Origin of the sequence: Glycomyces sp. NPDC046736, from assembly GCF_040645615.1 — a bacterium.
In the GTDB taxonomy this organism is placed as follows: Bacteria; Actinomycetota; Actinomycetes; order Mycobacteriales; family Micromonosporaceae; genus Glycomyces.
In genome coordinates, this window is the sequence record NZ_JBEYYO010000017.1 from 33,043 (window position 1) to 47,798 (window position 14,756).

At 71.3% G+C, this 14,756-nt stretch carries 11 protein-coding genes; 6 read left to right on the forward strand and 5 right to left on the reverse strand.

Annotated features, from left to right (window positions below):
* Positions 1 to 91 precede the first annotated feature (91 nt).
* Entirely contained in the window at positions 92 to 937 is an 846-nt protein-coding gene (locus tag AB0B28_RS16895) for an NmrA family NAD(P)-binding protein (RefSeq protein ID WP_360121777.1), read from the forward strand.
* A 38-nt stretch (positions 938 to 975) separates the two neighbouring features.
* Here AB0B28_RS16895 and AB0B28_RS16900 read toward each other — a convergent pair whose 3' ends face one another.
* On the reverse strand, positions 976 to 1,371 hold the full coding sequence (locus AB0B28_RS16900; protein WP_360121779.1) for a VOC family protein: 396 nt from the start codon (positions 1,369 to 1,371) through the stop codon (positions 976 to 978).
* 83 nt (positions 1,372 to 1,454) lie between these two features.
* Here AB0B28_RS16900 and AB0B28_RS16905 point away from each other — a divergent pair, with 83 nt between their 5' ends.
* Positions 1,455 to 2,417 (forward strand): transcriptional regulator, encoded by a 963-nt coding sequence (locus AB0B28_RS16905; RefSeq protein WP_360121781.1) that lies wholly within the window; start codon positions 1,455 to 1,457, stop codon positions 2,415 to 2,417.
* Between the two features lie 273 nt (positions 2,418 to 2,690).
* On the opposite strand, the gene AB0B28_RS16910 is transcribed toward AB0B28_RS16905, so the two are convergent.
* Positions 2,691 to 4,181: a DUF222 domain-containing protein gene (locus AB0B28_RS16910; RefSeq protein ID WP_360121783.1), complete on the reverse strand. Its 1,491-nt coding sequence runs from the start codon at positions 4,179 to 4,181 to the stop codon at positions 2,691 to 2,693.
* A gap of 374 nt (positions 4,182 to 4,555) precedes the next feature.
* The gene (locus AB0B28_RS16915; RefSeq protein ID WP_360121785.1) at positions 4,556 to 7,690 is read right to left on the reverse strand and encodes a BTAD domain-containing putative transcriptional regulator; all 3,135 of its coding nucleotides are present in this window, start codon (positions 7,688 to 7,690) and stop codon (positions 4,556 to 4,558) included.
* 108 nt (positions 7,691 to 7,798) lie between these two features.
* Here AB0B28_RS16915 and AB0B28_RS16920 point away from each other — a divergent pair, with 108 nt between their 5' ends.
* Positions 7,799 to 9,322, forward strand: a complete 1,524-nt coding sequence (locus tag AB0B28_RS16920) for an MFS transporter (RefSeq protein WP_360121787.1) — start codon at positions 7,799 to 7,801, stop codon at positions 9,320 to 9,322.
* Positions 9,323 to 9,325: 3 nt separating this feature from the next.
* Here the strand turns inward: AB0B28_RS16920 and AB0B28_RS16925 are convergent, their stop codons facing one another.
* Positions 9,326 to 9,814, reverse strand: a complete 489-nt coding sequence (locus AB0B28_RS16925) for a MarR family transcriptional regulator (RefSeq protein WP_360121789.1) — start codon at positions 9,812 to 9,814, stop codon at positions 9,326 to 9,328.
* A 30-nt stretch (positions 9,815 to 9,844) separates the two neighbouring features.
* Here AB0B28_RS16925 and AB0B28_RS16930 point away from each other — a divergent pair, with 30 nt between their 5' ends.
* The 3 genes from AB0B28_RS16930 (at position 9,845) to AB0B28_RS16940 (ending at position 14,371) form a co-directional block, all read left to right on the forward strand.
* Positions 9,845 to 10,462, forward strand: coding sequence for a DsbA family protein (locus AB0B28_RS16930; protein WP_360121791.1), 618 nt, complete (start codon positions 9,845 to 9,847; stop codon positions 10,460 to 10,462).
* A complete protein-coding gene (locus AB0B28_RS16935) occupies positions 10,446 to 11,870 on the forward strand; it encodes an MFS transporter (protein ID WP_360121793.1) in 1,425 nt (474 codons plus the stop codon). Before AB0B28_RS16930 ends, AB0B28_RS16935 begins: the two co-directional genes overlap by 17 nt.
* A 65-nt stretch (positions 11,871 to 11,935) precedes the next feature.
* A complete protein-coding gene (locus AB0B28_RS16940) occupies positions 11,936 to 14,371 on the forward strand; it encodes a S8 family serine peptidase (protein WP_360121795.1) in 2,436 nt (811 codons plus the stop codon).
* Between the two features lie 23 nt (positions 14,372 to 14,394).
* Here AB0B28_RS16940 and AB0B28_RS16945 read toward each other — a convergent pair whose 3' ends face one another.
* Positions 14,395 to 14,718, reverse strand: a complete 324-nt coding sequence (locus AB0B28_RS16945) for a hypothetical protein (protein WP_360121797.1) — start codon at positions 14,716 to 14,718, stop codon at positions 14,395 to 14,397.
* Between the last annotated feature and the right edge of the window lie 38 nt (positions 14,719 to 14,756).

Here is a 14,756-nt window from a genome sequence, read left to right on the forward strand (position 1 = left end):
GCGCCCGTGCGCGCGGTCCGTAGACGAACGCGCATTCATCGTGGAGTCCTGCGGATGGGATCGGGCCCCGAGGTGGGATTGACTAGGGGACATGCAGAACGAAACCATTCTCGTCACCGGCGCCACCGGCAAGGTCGGCCGCCGACTCACCGCCAAACTCCAAGCCGAGGGCCGCGCCTTCCGGGCCGTGTCGCGCAGCACCGAGATCCCCTTCGACTGGCACAAGCCCGAGACCTGGGACGCCGCCTTCGCCGGGATCACGGCCGCCTACCTGATCCCGCCGGACGAGCCGGTCCCGGCCGAAGCCGTGGTCGCGGCTGCCGTCAAGGCCGGGGTGCGCCGCCTGGTCTCGCAGTCGGGCCGCCGCATCGAGGTGCTCACGGCCGCCGCCGGGGTCAGCCCCGACGAGGTCGCGATGCACGCGGTCCAGAACGCCGTCCAGGCCTCGGGTCTGGAATGGACGGTGTTGCAGGCCAACAACTTCAACCAGAACTTCGACGAAGGCGACAACCGCGAGTCGATCCTGGCCGGGGAGCTGTCGCTGCCGCTGGACAACGTGCCCGAGCCGTTCATCGACGTCGAGGACATCGCGGAGGTCGCTGCGGCGGTCCTGACCCGGGACGGCCACACCGGCCGGGTCTACGAGCTGAGTGGGCCCGAGGCGGTCACGCACGAGGACGCGATCGCGATCATCGCGAAGGCCACCGGCCGCGAGATCGCCTTCCGGGCCGCGACTCCCGAGGGCTTCGTGGCCGACCTGCGCGGATACGGCGTGCCCGAACCGCTGGTGGCGTTCCTGGACGTGATGTACGCGATCATGCGTGACGGCGCGCTCGCCGTCCCGGCCGACGGGGTCCAGGAGGTCCTGGGCCGCGAACCGGTGGCCTTCGCCGACTGGGCGGCCCGCGCCGCGGCCGCGGGCGCCTGGGACGAGTAGACGGAAGGGGACCGAGCGATCGGTCCCTTTCTGCGCGTTCACTTCCCGGCGAGCACGTCGAGGTAGTGCTGGTTGAACATGACGCCGAGGACGTTCCCGAACGGGTCGACCACCGAAGCGGTCTCGAATCCGGGGCCGCGCACGGTCTTCGGCTCGTACTCTTTGGCTCCCATGGCGATCAGGCGCTCGAGGGTCGCGTCGAGGTCGTCGACGTGCCAGTACACGAACTGGCGGCCCGGCGCCCCGGCCAGGTCGTGGGTGGCCCAGTCGCCCTGGACGATGCCGAGTTCGTGCCGGTAGTCGCCGATGCGGAACTCGATGTACCCGCCGGGCACCTCGAAGTAGGGCGGTTCGCCCACGAGCGCTGAGTACCAGGCCTTGGCGGCCTCCAGGTCCTGGGCGTAATAGCTGACGGTGGCGAATCCTCGCAACATGATGTCTCCTCGTTCGTCGATGAACCCCACGCTATGACCCATTGCGGAAGATCGGCTTCCGCAATGCGTGGGAGTATCGAGAAATGTTGGAGACCTCCGCGCGCCTGCTTCGCGTGCTTACGCTGCTTCAAGCGCAACGCGACTGGACCGGCGCGGATCTGGCCGAGCGCTTGGACGTGAGCACGCGGACCGTCCGCAGCGACATCGACCGGCTCCGCCGCCTCGGCTACCGCGTGCGGTCGACGACCGGTAGCGCCGGCGGGTATCGCTTGGAGGCCGGGAACGAGCTGCCGCCACTGCTTCTGGACGACGACGAGGCGGTGGCCGTGGCGGTGGGCCTGCGCGCCGCGGCTTCCGGTTCGGTGTCCGGCATCGAGGAGACCTCGTTGCGGGCCTTGCTGAAACTGGAGCAGACGATGCCTTCTCGCCTGCGTCGCCGCATCGACGTGCTCCGCACGGCCACGGTCGCCGCGGCCGCCACCGGGCCCACGGTCGACTCCGCGCTCCTGACCGCGATCGCCGACGCGGTGCACCGCAACGAGCAACTGCGGTTTGACTACCGCGACCGGACCGGCGACCCTTCGCGCCGCCGTGCCGACCCGCACCGCCTCGTCTACGTCGGCCGCCGCTGGTACCTCCTCGCGTGGGACGCCGACCGAGCAGACTGGCGCACCTTCCGCGCCGACCGCATTGACCTCCGCACCCCGAACGGCCCCAGGTTCACCCCACGCGAGCCCCCGGAAACTGCGGTCGACCACGTCCTCCGCGGCCTGGGCCAAGCGGCCTGGAAACACCAGGCCCGCATCCACTTCGCCGCCCCGGCCGAACGCGTGGCCGAACTCCTGCCGCCGGGCAGCGGCTCGGTCGAGTCCTCCGGACCGGACTCGTGTGTATTCGACACCGGTACCGATTCCCTGGCCGATCTGGCGTTCTACGTGGCCAGGCTCGACCTGCCGTTCACGGTCGAACACCCGCCCGAACTGCGCCGAGAACTCCGCGCCCTGGCCGAGCGCTTCAACGCAGCCGGAACGGACCCGGCGACCTGACTCCACTTGTCGGCGGCGACAACGGGGTGAGTGGATGGGTGGGTGGGATCTGCGGCTGTCCGGCGCGACTGGGCGCGGGTCTTTGGCGGCGACAACAAGGTAAGTGACCGGGCGGGGTGGGATCTGTGGCTTTCCGGTCTGGTTGGGTGCGGGTCTTTTTGGCGGCGACAACGAGGTGTGAGGTCGGGCGGGGCTGGGTTTGCGGCTTCCCTGCCCGGGTTGGGCCCGGGCCCCGGGGTGGGTTGGTTTTGGGCATGCTGGTGCCCCAGGCTGTTAGGCCTGTTGTTTGGTGGTGGGGGTGGTGAAGCGTTCGCGACATCGCGCTTTCGCTTTCTTGAGAGCAGCATGTGCTCGTTCCCTTGAGACCGCTTCAGCTCTGGCGTCCAGGTCGGGTTTCATGGTCTGCGGCCATTCGGTTCGGTAGAGGCCAGTCGGGAACACATCCCAGTCGGAGTCTTGGTTCTCCGCGTCGATGTCACGATCGGTGCGCCAATCCTCGCAACCACAATCGCTCTGACCGGTCGCGCCTTGCTTGGCGGCGGTGCCGGTGTCGTGGTCGTGGTGGGTGATGAGTGCTTGGCCGGGGCCGGTTTTCTCGACCGTCCAGCCTTGGGTGTGGATCCGCCCGTGATGGAACCGGCATAGCAGGATCAGGTTGTCGGCGGTGGTGTCGCCGCCGTCGGCCCAGTGTTGGATGTGGTGGGCTTCGGTCCAGGCGATCGGCCGGTTGCAGCCGTACCAAGCACAGCCACCCTGTTGTTCAAGCTCGAGCTTGCGGCGCAACGCAACATTGGGGAGGCGGGCGGCCCTGCCGAGTTCGATCGCTTCACCAGTCTGGTAGTTGAACACCGAGGGAATGACCCCGGCTTCGCACGCCAACAGGCGGGCCTGAGCGACCGAGACCGGCTTCCCTTCCAAGGTCGGCACCCGGTCAGTGTCCTTGCCCTGCAACGTCTCAATATCGACCGCGAGGTCGAGGGTCGCGGTGTGGCCGTGGCGCTTCGCTGCTTCGGGGCTGGTGCCGTAGCCGGACAGGAGTTGGTGCAAGGCCTCGGCATCCCGGTTCGCCTTCGCCGGCAGCACACCCTCGGCATCGGTCTCATCCTGCCTCGGGGGCGGGCAGGCGGTCTTCAAGTACTTGTCGAGCAGCCGCCCGGTCTCATCGGCGAGCTCTCCTGAGAGCGACCACATGCCGTTGCCCTGCTCAGTGAGTTCGATCCATTGCAGGGACTGCTCCCCAAGGGTTTCGAGCAGCTCGGTCTCCTCTGCCAGGTGCGCGGCCAATTCATCGAGATGCCGCTGGAGGTCCTTGAACGGGGCGTGCGCGCAGTACTGGGCGATGAGGTGTTCAGGGGTGGCGCACTGGACCTCAGCGTTGAAGGGGGAGGTGACCGGGGCGCGGAAGGGGGTGCGGGCGAACAAGCGCATGGCAGGGGTCCGGTCGAGTTGGCGGACTGCGAACGCCACTTGATCAATCCTCGCCCTGCCAGCAGTGGCTGTCTCAGACAAGACTGCGAACTTCCGCGACAGCCGGGCGATCGCGGCAATGTCGGCGGCAGTGCGGGTGTGGAAGTCGAACTTCGCGCAGAGCCAATCCCGCAGCCCGGAGTATCCGTCGACATCGCGGTGGATTTTCCAGGCTTGGGCTTCGATCACCGCCGACAAGACACGGGCATGGGAATCGTTGATCAGCGAAGCGGCGTCATCGAGGAGCGTGTGGATGGCAGTGGACTTCTCCGTGCGGGTCACAGTATCGGTTGCCATCGGGAACACCTCCTCAAACAAGATCGTGGTTTTCGCTTCCTTGTACTGGTTCAATGATAGAACCACCCAGACGCACTGTCATCACCCACAAGGGGAAAGATTATTCATATTCCCAGGTCACAGCCCCCGCCGCGCCGCGAACGGGCCCGGCAACGCAAACCAACCCCAGGCCCCGCCCACCCTTTTGTCGCCGCCGCCTGAACCTCAACCCAAACGAACCCGGCCACGAAAACCAACCCCAGCCGCCGCCCACCTCGTTGTCGCCGCCAAAAACCCGCACCCACCCGCCGCAGAAAGCCGAGCACCAACCAGAACCGGCCCCACGCCCCGTTGTCGCCGCCGTCTGAACCCCGACCCGATCCGGCCCGGCAGGTCTAGACGGTGTGTTCGGCTCTTGCTTCGGCTGCCAGGGCGGCGATGCCCTCTTCTTTGAGGAGTTTCCTGCCCTGTTCCTGGCCGGCTTCGAGGGCCTCTGTGCCGATTGCTTCGGCGATGCTTTCGCTGATGCGGTCGACGTCGAAGCGTTCGCCTTGGGGGAGTGGGACTCCGGCCCTGATGCGGATTGCGGCCGCGCCTCCGATGAGGCGGGCTGCCGATTCCGGTTCGGTGCGCATTCTCGCGCCCGCGATGCCTTCAAGCGCCAGCGCCACCGCTCGATCATCAAGGTGCGCGTCGAGTGCGGCCGCGAGTGCTCGCAGGTGGTGCTGGTACGCGGCCGCGTCGTCACCCCTCAGTTCGGCCACGAAGCCGAGCTCGTCTTCGATCATCGCCACCGCCACTTGGAGGACCTGCGGTCCCGTGACCCATTCGAGCCAGTAGCGGCCCGCGCGCTCGGCCTCGTCGAGGCGGCCGAGGCGGCGGTTCACGAGCATGAGGCCCAGCGCGGCGAACATCTCGCAGAAGCCGACCGACAGCTCCTTGGCCATCGCGTACGCCCTGGTGTGGAGTTCGACGGAGGCTTCGAGGTCCCCGCGCAGCATCTCGACCCGGCCGAGCCTGGAGAGCCGGTAGGACAGCTCCATGCGCAGCCCCAGACCCTCGGCCAGCGCGAGCCCTTCGAGGTTCTGCCTGCGGGCCTCCTCGTAGTCGCCGGTGCTCTCGGCGTGCACCGCGAGGCATTCGATCGCTTGGAGCTCGCCCCAGGCGTCGCCGAGTTCGGCGAAGGCCGCGCGGCCCCTTTCGGCGCTGACCTTCGCTTCGGCGAGGTCGCCGCGGATGATCGCGAACCAGGCCATGGAGCTGTCGGCCGCGGCGGTGCCCCACGCGTCGCCCACGGATGCGAAGTATTCGCCGCTGGAGGCCGCGTACCGCTCGGCTTCGCGGTCGTTGTGGACGCCGATCTGGGTGAGCGAGAGGAACAGTTCGCCGAGGGCCCGGTCCTCGGGGTCGGTGATCTCCTCCAGGTGTTTGGGGGCCTCTTCGAGGTTGCGGCCGGTCATCGAGGTGCCCATCGCCTTGAAGCAGGCCCGCCAGAACCGGCCGCTGGCGCGCAGCTCGTCGGGGGCGGGTCCGTCGACGGCGAGCGCGGTGTCCAGGGCCCGGACGGCTTCGAGGGGGCTGCCGCGTAGGAACCGGAACCAGGTGAGCTGCAACGCCAGTTCCAGCGCCAGGACGGCGTCGCCGCAGCGGGCGGCGGTGCTGAGGGCGATCTGGAAGTTCGCGGCGTCGGCTTCGAGGCGGCGGAGCCAGCGCCGCTGGTCGGGGCCGCGCAGCCCGTCGGCGGAGGCGGTGGCGATCGCGGTGAAGTGGCGGCGGTGGCGTTCGGTGATCTCGTCGAGTTCCCCGCCGTCGTCCAGGTGTTCGCGACTGTAGGCCGCGACGGAGTCCAGGAGCCGGTAGCGGCGCTCAGGTTCCTCGGTGACCTGCACGAGCGAGCGGTCGACGAGGTTGGCGAGCGCTTCGATCGCGTCGGTCTCGGCGATGTCGCCTTCGCACAGGGCCAGGACGGTGTCGAGTGATGCCGAGGCGGCCACCGAGAGGCGGCCGAGCACGAGCTGCTCGTCGGGGCCCAGGAGCCGCCAGCTCCAGTCGATGACGGCCCGCAGGGTGCGCTGCCTGGGTGGCAGGCCGCGGGCCTCGACGTTGAGGAGCCGGTCGGCGAGTTGGCGTTCCAATGCCTCCACGCCGAGGGCGGGGACCCGGGTGGCGGCGAGTTCCAGGGCCAGCGGGAGGCCGTCGAGGCGGTCGCACAGGGCGGCGACGCTGGCCGCGTTCGCTTCGGTGACCGCGAATCCGGGCTGCGCGGCGGCGACGCGGGTCGCGAAGAGCCGCACGGCGTCTGGGGCGTCGAGCGGTTCGACCGGGACGACCTGCTCGCCGAGGACGCGGAGCGGTTCGCGGCTGGTGGCGAGGACCCGCACTTCGGGCGCGTCGGCGAGGATGCGGGCGCACAGGTCGGCGGCTCCGGCGATGAGGTGCTCGCAGTTGTCGACGACCAGGAGCACGCGCTTGTCGGCGAGTGCGGCGCGCAGGACCGCGAACGGGTCGCCCGCGGGTCTGGCGGCGTGCGGGCCCACGCTGTGCAGGCCCATGGTCTCGGCGGCGACGGCCGCGAGTCTGGTGGCGTCGGCGTCCGCGTCGAACCCGGCGAGCTCGACGATCCAGGCCCCGTCGTCGGCCCAGGCGGTGGCCGCGGCGGTCGCCAGGCGGGTCTTGCCGACGCCGCCGGGCCCGGTGAGGGTCACCAACCGGTTGCGGTCCAACAGGTCGCACACTCTGGACGCGGCGCCGTCGCGGCCGATGAGCGGGGTGAGCCGGGCCGGGAGGTTCCCGCGCACGGGGGCGGGCGGGGTGAGCGACTCGTCTTGGCGGAGCATCGCCTGGTGGAGTTCGCGCAGGGCGCGGCCGGGTTCGAGCCCGGATTCGGCGAGGCGGTCGCGCAGTTCCCGGTAGCTCGCGAGGGCCTCGCCTTGGCGCCCGGCGTGGTAGAGCGCCTTCATGTGGATCGCGCGCAGGCCTTCGCGCAGCGGATGCGCCTCCAGCAGCGCGGCCGCTTCGGCGAGTGCGCTGTGGCAGCGCCCCAACGCGAGGTGCGCTTCGAGCAGGTCTTCGGACGCGGCCAGTCGCAGCGTCTCCAGCCGCGCGGCCTCGGCCGCGAGAACGTCGTACTCGGCCAGTGCCGGGCCGCGCCACAGTTCCAGGGCCGCTTGGAGCAGCCCGACCCGCTCGGCCGCCTCGGTGCCTTCCGCCCGGGCCACGAGCGCCTCGAACCGTCCCGCGTCCACTTGGGACGCAGTGGCGTCCAACCGGTATCGGTCGTCTTCTCTGACGACGAGCGCGCCGTCGCCCAGGGCCCGCCGCAGCTGCGAGACCTTGGTCTGGAGCGCCGCGCGGGGATCGGCCGGGGCCTTCTCGCCCCACAGGTCCTCGACCAGCCGGTCGACCGGCACCGCCCGGCCGGGCTCGACCAGGAGCCGCGCCAGCAGCGCCCGGACCTTCCGCTCCGGCACCGGGCGTACCTCGCCGTCCCCCGCCCGCACTTCCAGCGGCCCCAGAATCCCGTAGCGCACCGGACAACTCTATCCGCGCCCACCGACAGGACCCGAAGCGTTCCGTGAGCGAACCGAAAGCGCGGCGCGGATGCTGGGCACCGCAAGGAGAATGGAACGGAGACCCACATGACCGCCATCGATGCGGACGCCCCGGCCAAGGCCGGCCCCAAGGAATGGGCCGGCCTGGCCGTACTCGCCCTACCGGTGCTGCTGCTCGCGCTCGACTTGAACGTGCTGCACCTCGCCGCCCCGGCGCTCAGCGCCGACCTTCAGCCCTCCAGCACCCAGCTGCTGTGGATCCTCGACGTCTACGGCTTCATGGTCGCCGGGTTCCTGGTCACCATGGGCACGCTCGGCGACCGGATCGGCCGCCGCAAACTGCTCCTGATCGGAGCGTCGGCCTTCGCCGCCGCCTCCGTGATCGCCGCCTACGCGCCCACGGCCGAGGCGCTCATCGCCGCCCGCGCGCTCCTGGGCGTCGCCGGAGCCACCCTCATGCCCTCCACGCTGGGGCTCATCAGCAACATGTTCCCCGACCCGAAGCAGCGCGCCACCGCGATCGGGGTGTGGATCATGTCGTTCGTGGTGGGCTCGGCGATCGGCCCGATCGTCGGCGGCCTGCTCCTGGAGCACTTCTGGTGGGGCTCGGTGTTCCTCATGGCCGTGCCGGTCATGGCCCTGCTCCTGGCCACCGGCCCGGTCCTGCTGCCCGAGCACCGCGACGCCGCGGCCGGGCGCCTGGACTTCCTCAGCGCCCTCCAGGCGCTGGTCGCGATGCTCCTGGTCGTCTACGCGGTCAAGGAGTTCGCGAAGGACGGCGTCGAGGTCCTCACCGGGGCCGCGCTCGTGGTCGGCCTCGCGGTCGGCGCGCTGTTCCTGCGCCGCCAGAAGCGCCTGAAGGACCCGCTGGTCGACCTCAAGCTGTTCCGCAACCGCGGCTTCGGCGCGGCCCTGGCCGTGCTCCTGCTGGTCATGGCTGGCATGGGCGGCACCATGATGCTGTTCGTGCAGTACCTCCAGCTTGTCGAGGGCCTCACTGCGTTCGAGAGCGGCCTGTGGATGCTCCCGGCCGTGGCCGCGAGCATCCTCGCCTCGATCCTGGCCCCGATCCTGGCGCATAAGATCAAGCCTGCGACGCTCATCGGCGGCGGGCTCCTGGTCTCAGGCGTCGGCCTGGCCTGCTTCACGCAGGTCGAGGCCACCGGCAGTGTCGTCCTGCTCATGGTGGGGTCGGTCTTCCTGTTCATCGGCCTGACCCCGGTGGCGGTGCTCGGCACCGACCTCGTGGTCGGCTCGGCACCCAAGGAGCGCTCCTCGTCGGCCGCGTCGCTCTCGGAGACCTCCTCCGAACTCGGCTCGGCCCTGTCGATCGCGCTCATCGGCTCGGTGGTCACCGCCGTCTACACCGGACAGATGGCCGAGGCGGCGCTGGCCGACTCGGTGCCCGAAGCGGCCCGCGACAACCTGGCCGCGGCCGTGACGGTGGCCGAGCACCTGCCCGAAGGCGACGCGGCCGCGATGCTGGACGCGGGCCGCGAGGCCTTCACCTCCGCGCTGAACATCGGCGCCCTGGCCGCGGCAGGGGTCCTGGCGGTGGCGTTCGCGCTCACCGTGGTCGGCCTGCGCCGCGTCCCCAAACTGGGGGACTAGCCCTCAGTCCTCTTGTGCCGCAGTGAGTTTCGCGAGCAGCTCCCCGAGCTGCTCGCGTTCCTCTTTGCCCAGCGGTTCGAGGAGCCGCCGCTGGTTCTCCAGGTGGGCGGCGATGAGCCGGTCGGTGAGGGCCGCGCCTTCGGCGGTGAGGGCGATGCGGCGGCCGCGGGCGTCCTCATCGGCGACCGTGCGCTCGACCAGGCCGCGTTCTTCGAGGCGGTCGACGCGCTTGGTGATCGCTCCGGTGGTCACGAGCACGGTGCGGCTGAGCTCCCCGGCCGACAGCGACGCTTCGCCGCAGCGGCGCAGGGCCGCGAGGACGTCGAAGTCCCCGTTCCCCAGCCCCGCCTCGGCGAACGGCGCGCGCAGCTTTCGGTCGAAGGCGTCGGTGAGGCGGAACATCCGGCCCACCACGAGCATCGGGGAGGCGTCGAGGTCGGGGCGCTGGCGGCCCCACTGCTGGACCATCGCGGCGACGGCGTCTGTCTGCATACTTGCATTATAGCTTCCGTGGAAGGTAATATGTCTTCCATGGAAGATAAAACTGCGCCAGTCGTCGACTGCTACTTCGACCCGTCCTGCCCGTTCGCGTGGATCACCTCCCGCTGGCTCCTCGAAGTCGAGCGCCAGTACCAGATCGACCTGCGCTTCAAGCTCATGAGCCTCTCGGTGCTCAACGAGGACCGCGAACTCGAACCCTGGTACCGCGAGTTCAACGACCGCGCCTGGGGCCCCGCCCGCGTCTGCGCCGCGGCCGCCGAAGCGCACGGCCCCGGCGTCCTCCGCGACCTCTACACCGCCCTCGGCACCCGCCTCCACACTGAGAGGAACAAGGACCACCCGGCCGTCATCGCCGCGGCCCTCGCCGAGACCGGCCTCCCCGCGAGCCTCGCCGCCGCCGCGGACGCGAGCGCCCACGACGCCGCGCTGCGCGCCTCCCACGCCGAAAGCCAAGCCGCCGTAGGCGAGGAGACCGGCACCCCGGTCGTGGTCATCGACGGCACCGGCTTCTTCGGCCCCGTGCTCACCTCGACGCCCCGAGGCGAGGACGCGGTGCGCCTCTTCGCGTCCGTGCGGACCCTCGCCGGGCTCGGCGCGTTCGCCGAACTGAAGCGGAGCCGCGGTGCACTCGACTACTAGGGCCCGCCGCCGCTTCATCGCCGCGAGCCTCGTGGACGCCGTCGGCGACGGCATCTACGTGCCCCTGACGATGCTGTTCGTCCACTCCCTCACCGGGCAGTCCCTCACCGCGATCGGCACCGGCCTCACCGTGGCCGGGCTCGGCGCGCTCGCGTCCATGCCCGCCGTCGGGGTCCTCATCGACCGCCACGGCGGCCGCCGCGTCTACATCGGCGCGCTCGCATTGCGAGCCGGCGGATTCGCGCTCTACCCGCTCGCCACCGGCTACCCGGCCTTCCTCGGGGTCGCGCTCATGGTCGCCGTCGCGATGTGGGCCTCGGCCCCCAGCCAGCAGTCCCTCATCGGCGACCTCGCCGCAGGCCCCGAACGCGAACGGCTCCTCGCCTGGAACCGCAGCCTCCGCAACGGCGGCATGGGCTTCGGCGCCGTGGCCGCCGCCGCGATGCTCGCCATCGACGGCCAGACCGGCTACCTCGCGGCCGCGTTCGCGCTGGCCGCGGCCTTCGGCGCCGCGGCGGTCCTGGTGGCCCTCGTCCCGGTCCCGCCTCCGGACGCCGCAGCGCGCTCCGATGCCGCGGGCGGCCCGCGCGACATTGAGCGCCACCGAGGCTTCGAGTCAACCGACGAGCGCGCGTCGCGGGGCCCGCGCGAGGTTGAGGGCCACCGAGGCCTCGAACCGGCCGACTCTCGCGCATCGCGCGGCCCGCGCCGCTCGCTCGGCGGGTCTCGCCCCGCCCCGCGCGGCGGCTATCGCCTCGTCCTCGCCGACCGGCCCTACCTGCGCATCACCGCGGCGAACTTCCTCATCTGCTTCGGGTACGTCACCCAGGCGATCGCGCTGCCGGTGTTCCTCACCCGCGACGCGGGCATCCCGGGCCCGATGGCGGGCGTGGTGTTCGCCGTCAACACCGTCCTGATCGCCGCGCTCGGGGTCCCGGTCGCGCGCCGCATGGCCCGCGCCAGGCGCGGCCGCGGCGCGGCTCTGGGCACGGTCGTGTTCGCGTTCTCGTTCGCGGCCTTCGGGTTCGTGCCCGCCCTCGGCGGCGGCACGGTCGCCGTGGTCGCGGTCCTGGCCTGCGCGGTCGTCTACACCGCGGCGGAGCTCATCCACTCCGCGCCCGCGCAGAGCCTCTCGATCGCCGCGGCCCCCGACGAGGCGCGCGGGCGCTACCTCTCGGTCTACCAGCTGTCCTGGGCCCTGTGCCGCACCGTCGCGCCCCTGGTCCTGGGACTGCTCCTCGACGCCGGGACGTGGCAGCTGTGGACCGTCCTCAGCGTCTCGGTCCTCACCGGCGGCCTCATCCTCCTGCGGACCGAACGGCACCTTCCCGCACACGTCGTCACCGTCTCTCGTCCGTCCACGGAGCGTGCCGAGTCGTGTACCCAGCCCGCCGCGAATCGGGCGTAGCCTGAGCAGAGGGCCGCCTCACCGCCCTGAGGGGACGGCGGCCACCTCTCCGGAAGAAGGCGGCCATGTCCAAAGTCCTCGTCACCCTCCGGCGCGCCGACGAGCGCGACGCCGTTCGCGACCTCATCGAAGACACCGGCGCCGAAGTCCTCGCCGAATACCCCGACACGCTCCTGGTCTCGGGGACCGCGAACCAGACCGGCGAGCTCGCCGCCGCGGGCCTGGAGACCGCCGCGCTGCCCGAGCAGCCCGTCCAGACCGCGGGCGCGTCCTTCGCGTTCGCCGCCGCGCTCACCGCGCAAGAGCGCGTGGCCCTCGCGCCCGAACCCGGCCGCACCGCCTACTACCTCGTCAAGCTCGTCGGCCCGCCCACCGCGGCCTGGCTCGACGAGGTCAGCGAAGCGGGCGGCGACATCCACGGCAGTCTCTCGGGGTTCACACTGCTCGTCGGCGCGTTTCCCGAACGCGTGCAGGCGATCCGCGACCTGCCGCGCGTCGAGGACGTGACCCCCTACCGGCCCGCCATGAAGGTCTCCCCGAAGCTCCACCCCGCGCCCCGCCGCGACCTCGACGCGGCCTCCCTCGCCGCCGTCGACGCCGACGCGTTCACCGACGACGGCCTGGTCATGGTCGAAGTCGCCGTCTTCCCCGGCGAGGACACCGAGGCGCTCGCCGCGCACCTGCGCGATAACGGCGGCACCGTCCTCACCCTCCTGCCGCGCACGCTCGTGGCCAGCGTGCCCCGCAACCGCATCACCGACCTCGCCGACCTCCAAGGCGTGCAGGCGATCGTGCCGTACGCGTTCTCGCAGCCGAGCAACGACCGCGCCGCCGAGATCATGGGCGTGCCCGCCGACCACCGCTTCGAGGGCCTCACGCTCACCGGCGCGGGCCAGATCGTGGCCGTGGCCGACTCGGGCCTGGACAACGGCGACCCCGAGACCGTGCACCCCGACGTGCGCGGCCGCGTCGCCGGGATCTCGTCATGGCCCACTCGCAGCGTCCTGGGGCCCTTCACCAACGACGGGCCCGGCCACGACGACGGCCCCGCCGACGTCGAGTCCGGGCACGGCACCCACGTCACCGGCTCGGTCCTCGGCGACGGCGCCGCCGCCCGTGCCGCAGGAGCCGAACCCGTCCCCTCCGGCATCGCGCCCGGCGCCGAGGTGTTCTTCCAGGCCATCGCCCAGAAGGTCCGCTGGAAATCCCTCGCCGAGCTCGCCGCCGCGGGCCTCCAGCCGTTCACGTTCCCCTGGCCGCCACCGGCGTCGGGCCTGTACGGCATCCCCGGCGACATCGTCGAGCTGTTCGCCGAGGCCTACGCCGCCGGGGCCCGCGTCCACACCAACTCCTGGGGCGCGCCGCTCGCGGGGGAGTACAGCCAGAACGCCCGCGCCGTCGACGAGTTCGCGTGGAGCCACCCCGACATGCTCGTGCTGTTCGCGGCGGGCAACGACGGCGAGGACGCCGACGCCGACGGCCAGATCGACCCCGACTCGATGGGCTCGCCCGGCACCGCCAAGAACTGCCTCACCGTGGGCGCCACCGAGAACCGCCGCCCCTCCGGCTCCGACCCCGCGCCCGGCCTGGACCGCAACTGGAGCCAGTGGAGCGCCTACCCCAAGCTCGCCGAGGCCGGGCACGTCTCCGACGACCCCGACGGCATGGCCGCGTTCTCCTCGCGCGGCCCCACCGACGACCTGCGGATCAAACCCGACGTGGTCGCCCCCGGAACCAACGTCCTCTCGATGCTCACCTCCGTCTACTCCGGCGGCGGCGAACCGCTCTGGGGTCGCCTGGCCGAAGGCCACCCGCTGCGCGAGCACTACTGCTGGAGCGGCGGCACGAGCATGGCCACCCCGCTCGTGGCCGGAGCGGCCGCGCTGGTGCGCCAGCACCTCGCCGAGCACGGGCACCTGGAGGACGGAAGGCGCCCATCCGGGGCGCTCCTCAAGGCGCTCTTGGTCAACGGCTCGGTCGCCATCCCCGGCCAGTACCCCGGCGAGGTCCCCGAGGGCCCGAACCCGGTGAGCGGCTTCGGCCGCGTCGACGTGGCCCGCACGGTCGGCCCCGCGCACCGCACCCGCTTCGCCGACGCCCCCGGCCACGCCGTCGCCACCGGCGAGATCCGCGCCTTCCGCATCGAGGCCGCCGACCCCGAACAGCCGCTGAAGATCACGCTCGCCTGGACCGACGCGCCCGCGCTCGAAGGCCTCGGCGGCATCGTCAACGGCCTGTACCTGCAATTGGAGACGCCCTCGGGCGACGTCCTCGACTGGGACGGCGGCACGCCCACGAGGGTCACCAACAACGTCCAGCAGATTACCGTTCCCCAGCCCGAGGACGGCGTCTACACGATCCGCGTGCGCGGCGTCTCGATCACCCAGCACTCCCCGGGCGCGGCCGAAGGCCTGCGCCAGGACTTCGCGCTGGCCGCCGCGAACGCGATCGCGGAGGGCGTCGAGAACGGCCCGCTGGCCCCGATGGACCCGGTCGCCTGACGCTGAATCCTATAGGATATATCCTATATGGTCGTTTCGGGTACGAGCGGCGCTCGGTCGAGCACTTCGACGTACACGATCCGCTCGTACACCACGTCGAGGATGAGCTCGCCCTCAGCGGGGGCGAGCACCACGTTCCGGTGGCCCGGCCCGTACGGGGTCCCCGGCGGGTGGGCCGAGGTCCGGAAGGACTGGCAGAAGTCGTCCCCGCACTCGCACGACGCGAACAGCCGCAGGTCCGGCACCTCCCGCGCGAGCGTCCGCTCGCCCGCCTCGGCGAGCAGGCGCGCCAGCTCCGCGACCAGGTCCGGGTAGACCTCGCGCACCAGCGGCGGTTCCTCATCCATAAGGGCCGAGCTTACTGAGCCCGCCACCGCCCCGCACT

Excerpts from the sequence above, each read along its gene's own strand:
- AB0B28_RS16905 (WP_360121781.1), top strand. The coding sequence starts at position 1,455 with ATGTTGGAGACCTCCGCGCGCCTGCTTCGCGTGCTTACGCTGCTTCAA.
- AB0B28_RS16920 (WP_360121787.1), top strand. The coding sequence starts at position 7,799 with ATGACCGCCATCGATGCGGACGCCCCGGCCAAGGCCGGCCCCAAGGAA.
- AB0B28_RS16900 (WP_360121779.1), bottom strand. The coding sequence starts at position 1,371 with ATGTTGCGAGGATTCGCCACCGTCAGCTATTACGCCCAGGACCTGGAG.
- AB0B28_RS16895 (WP_360121777.1), top strand. The coding sequence starts at position 92 with ATGCAGAACGAAACCATTCTCGTCACCGGCGCCACCGGCAAGGTCGGC.
- AB0B28_RS16930 (WP_360121791.1), top strand. The coding sequence starts at position 9,845 with ATGTCTTCCATGGAAGATAAAACTGCGCCAGTCGTCGACTGCTACTTC.
- AB0B28_RS16945 (WP_360121797.1), bottom strand. The coding sequence starts at position 14,718 with ATGGATGAGGAACCGCCGCTGGTGCGCGAGGTCTACCCGGACCTGGTC.
- AB0B28_RS16940 (WP_360121795.1), top strand. The coding sequence starts at position 11,936 with ATGTCCAAAGTCCTCGTCACCCTCCGGCGCGCCGACGAGCGCGACGCC.
- AB0B28_RS16925 (WP_360121789.1), bottom strand. The coding sequence starts at position 9,814 with ATGCAGACAGACGCCGTCGCCGCGATGGTCCAGCAGTGGGGCCGCCAG.
- AB0B28_RS16910 (WP_360121783.1), bottom strand. The coding sequence starts at position 4,181 with ATGGCAACCGATACTGTGACCCGCACGGAGAAGTCCACTGCCATCCAC.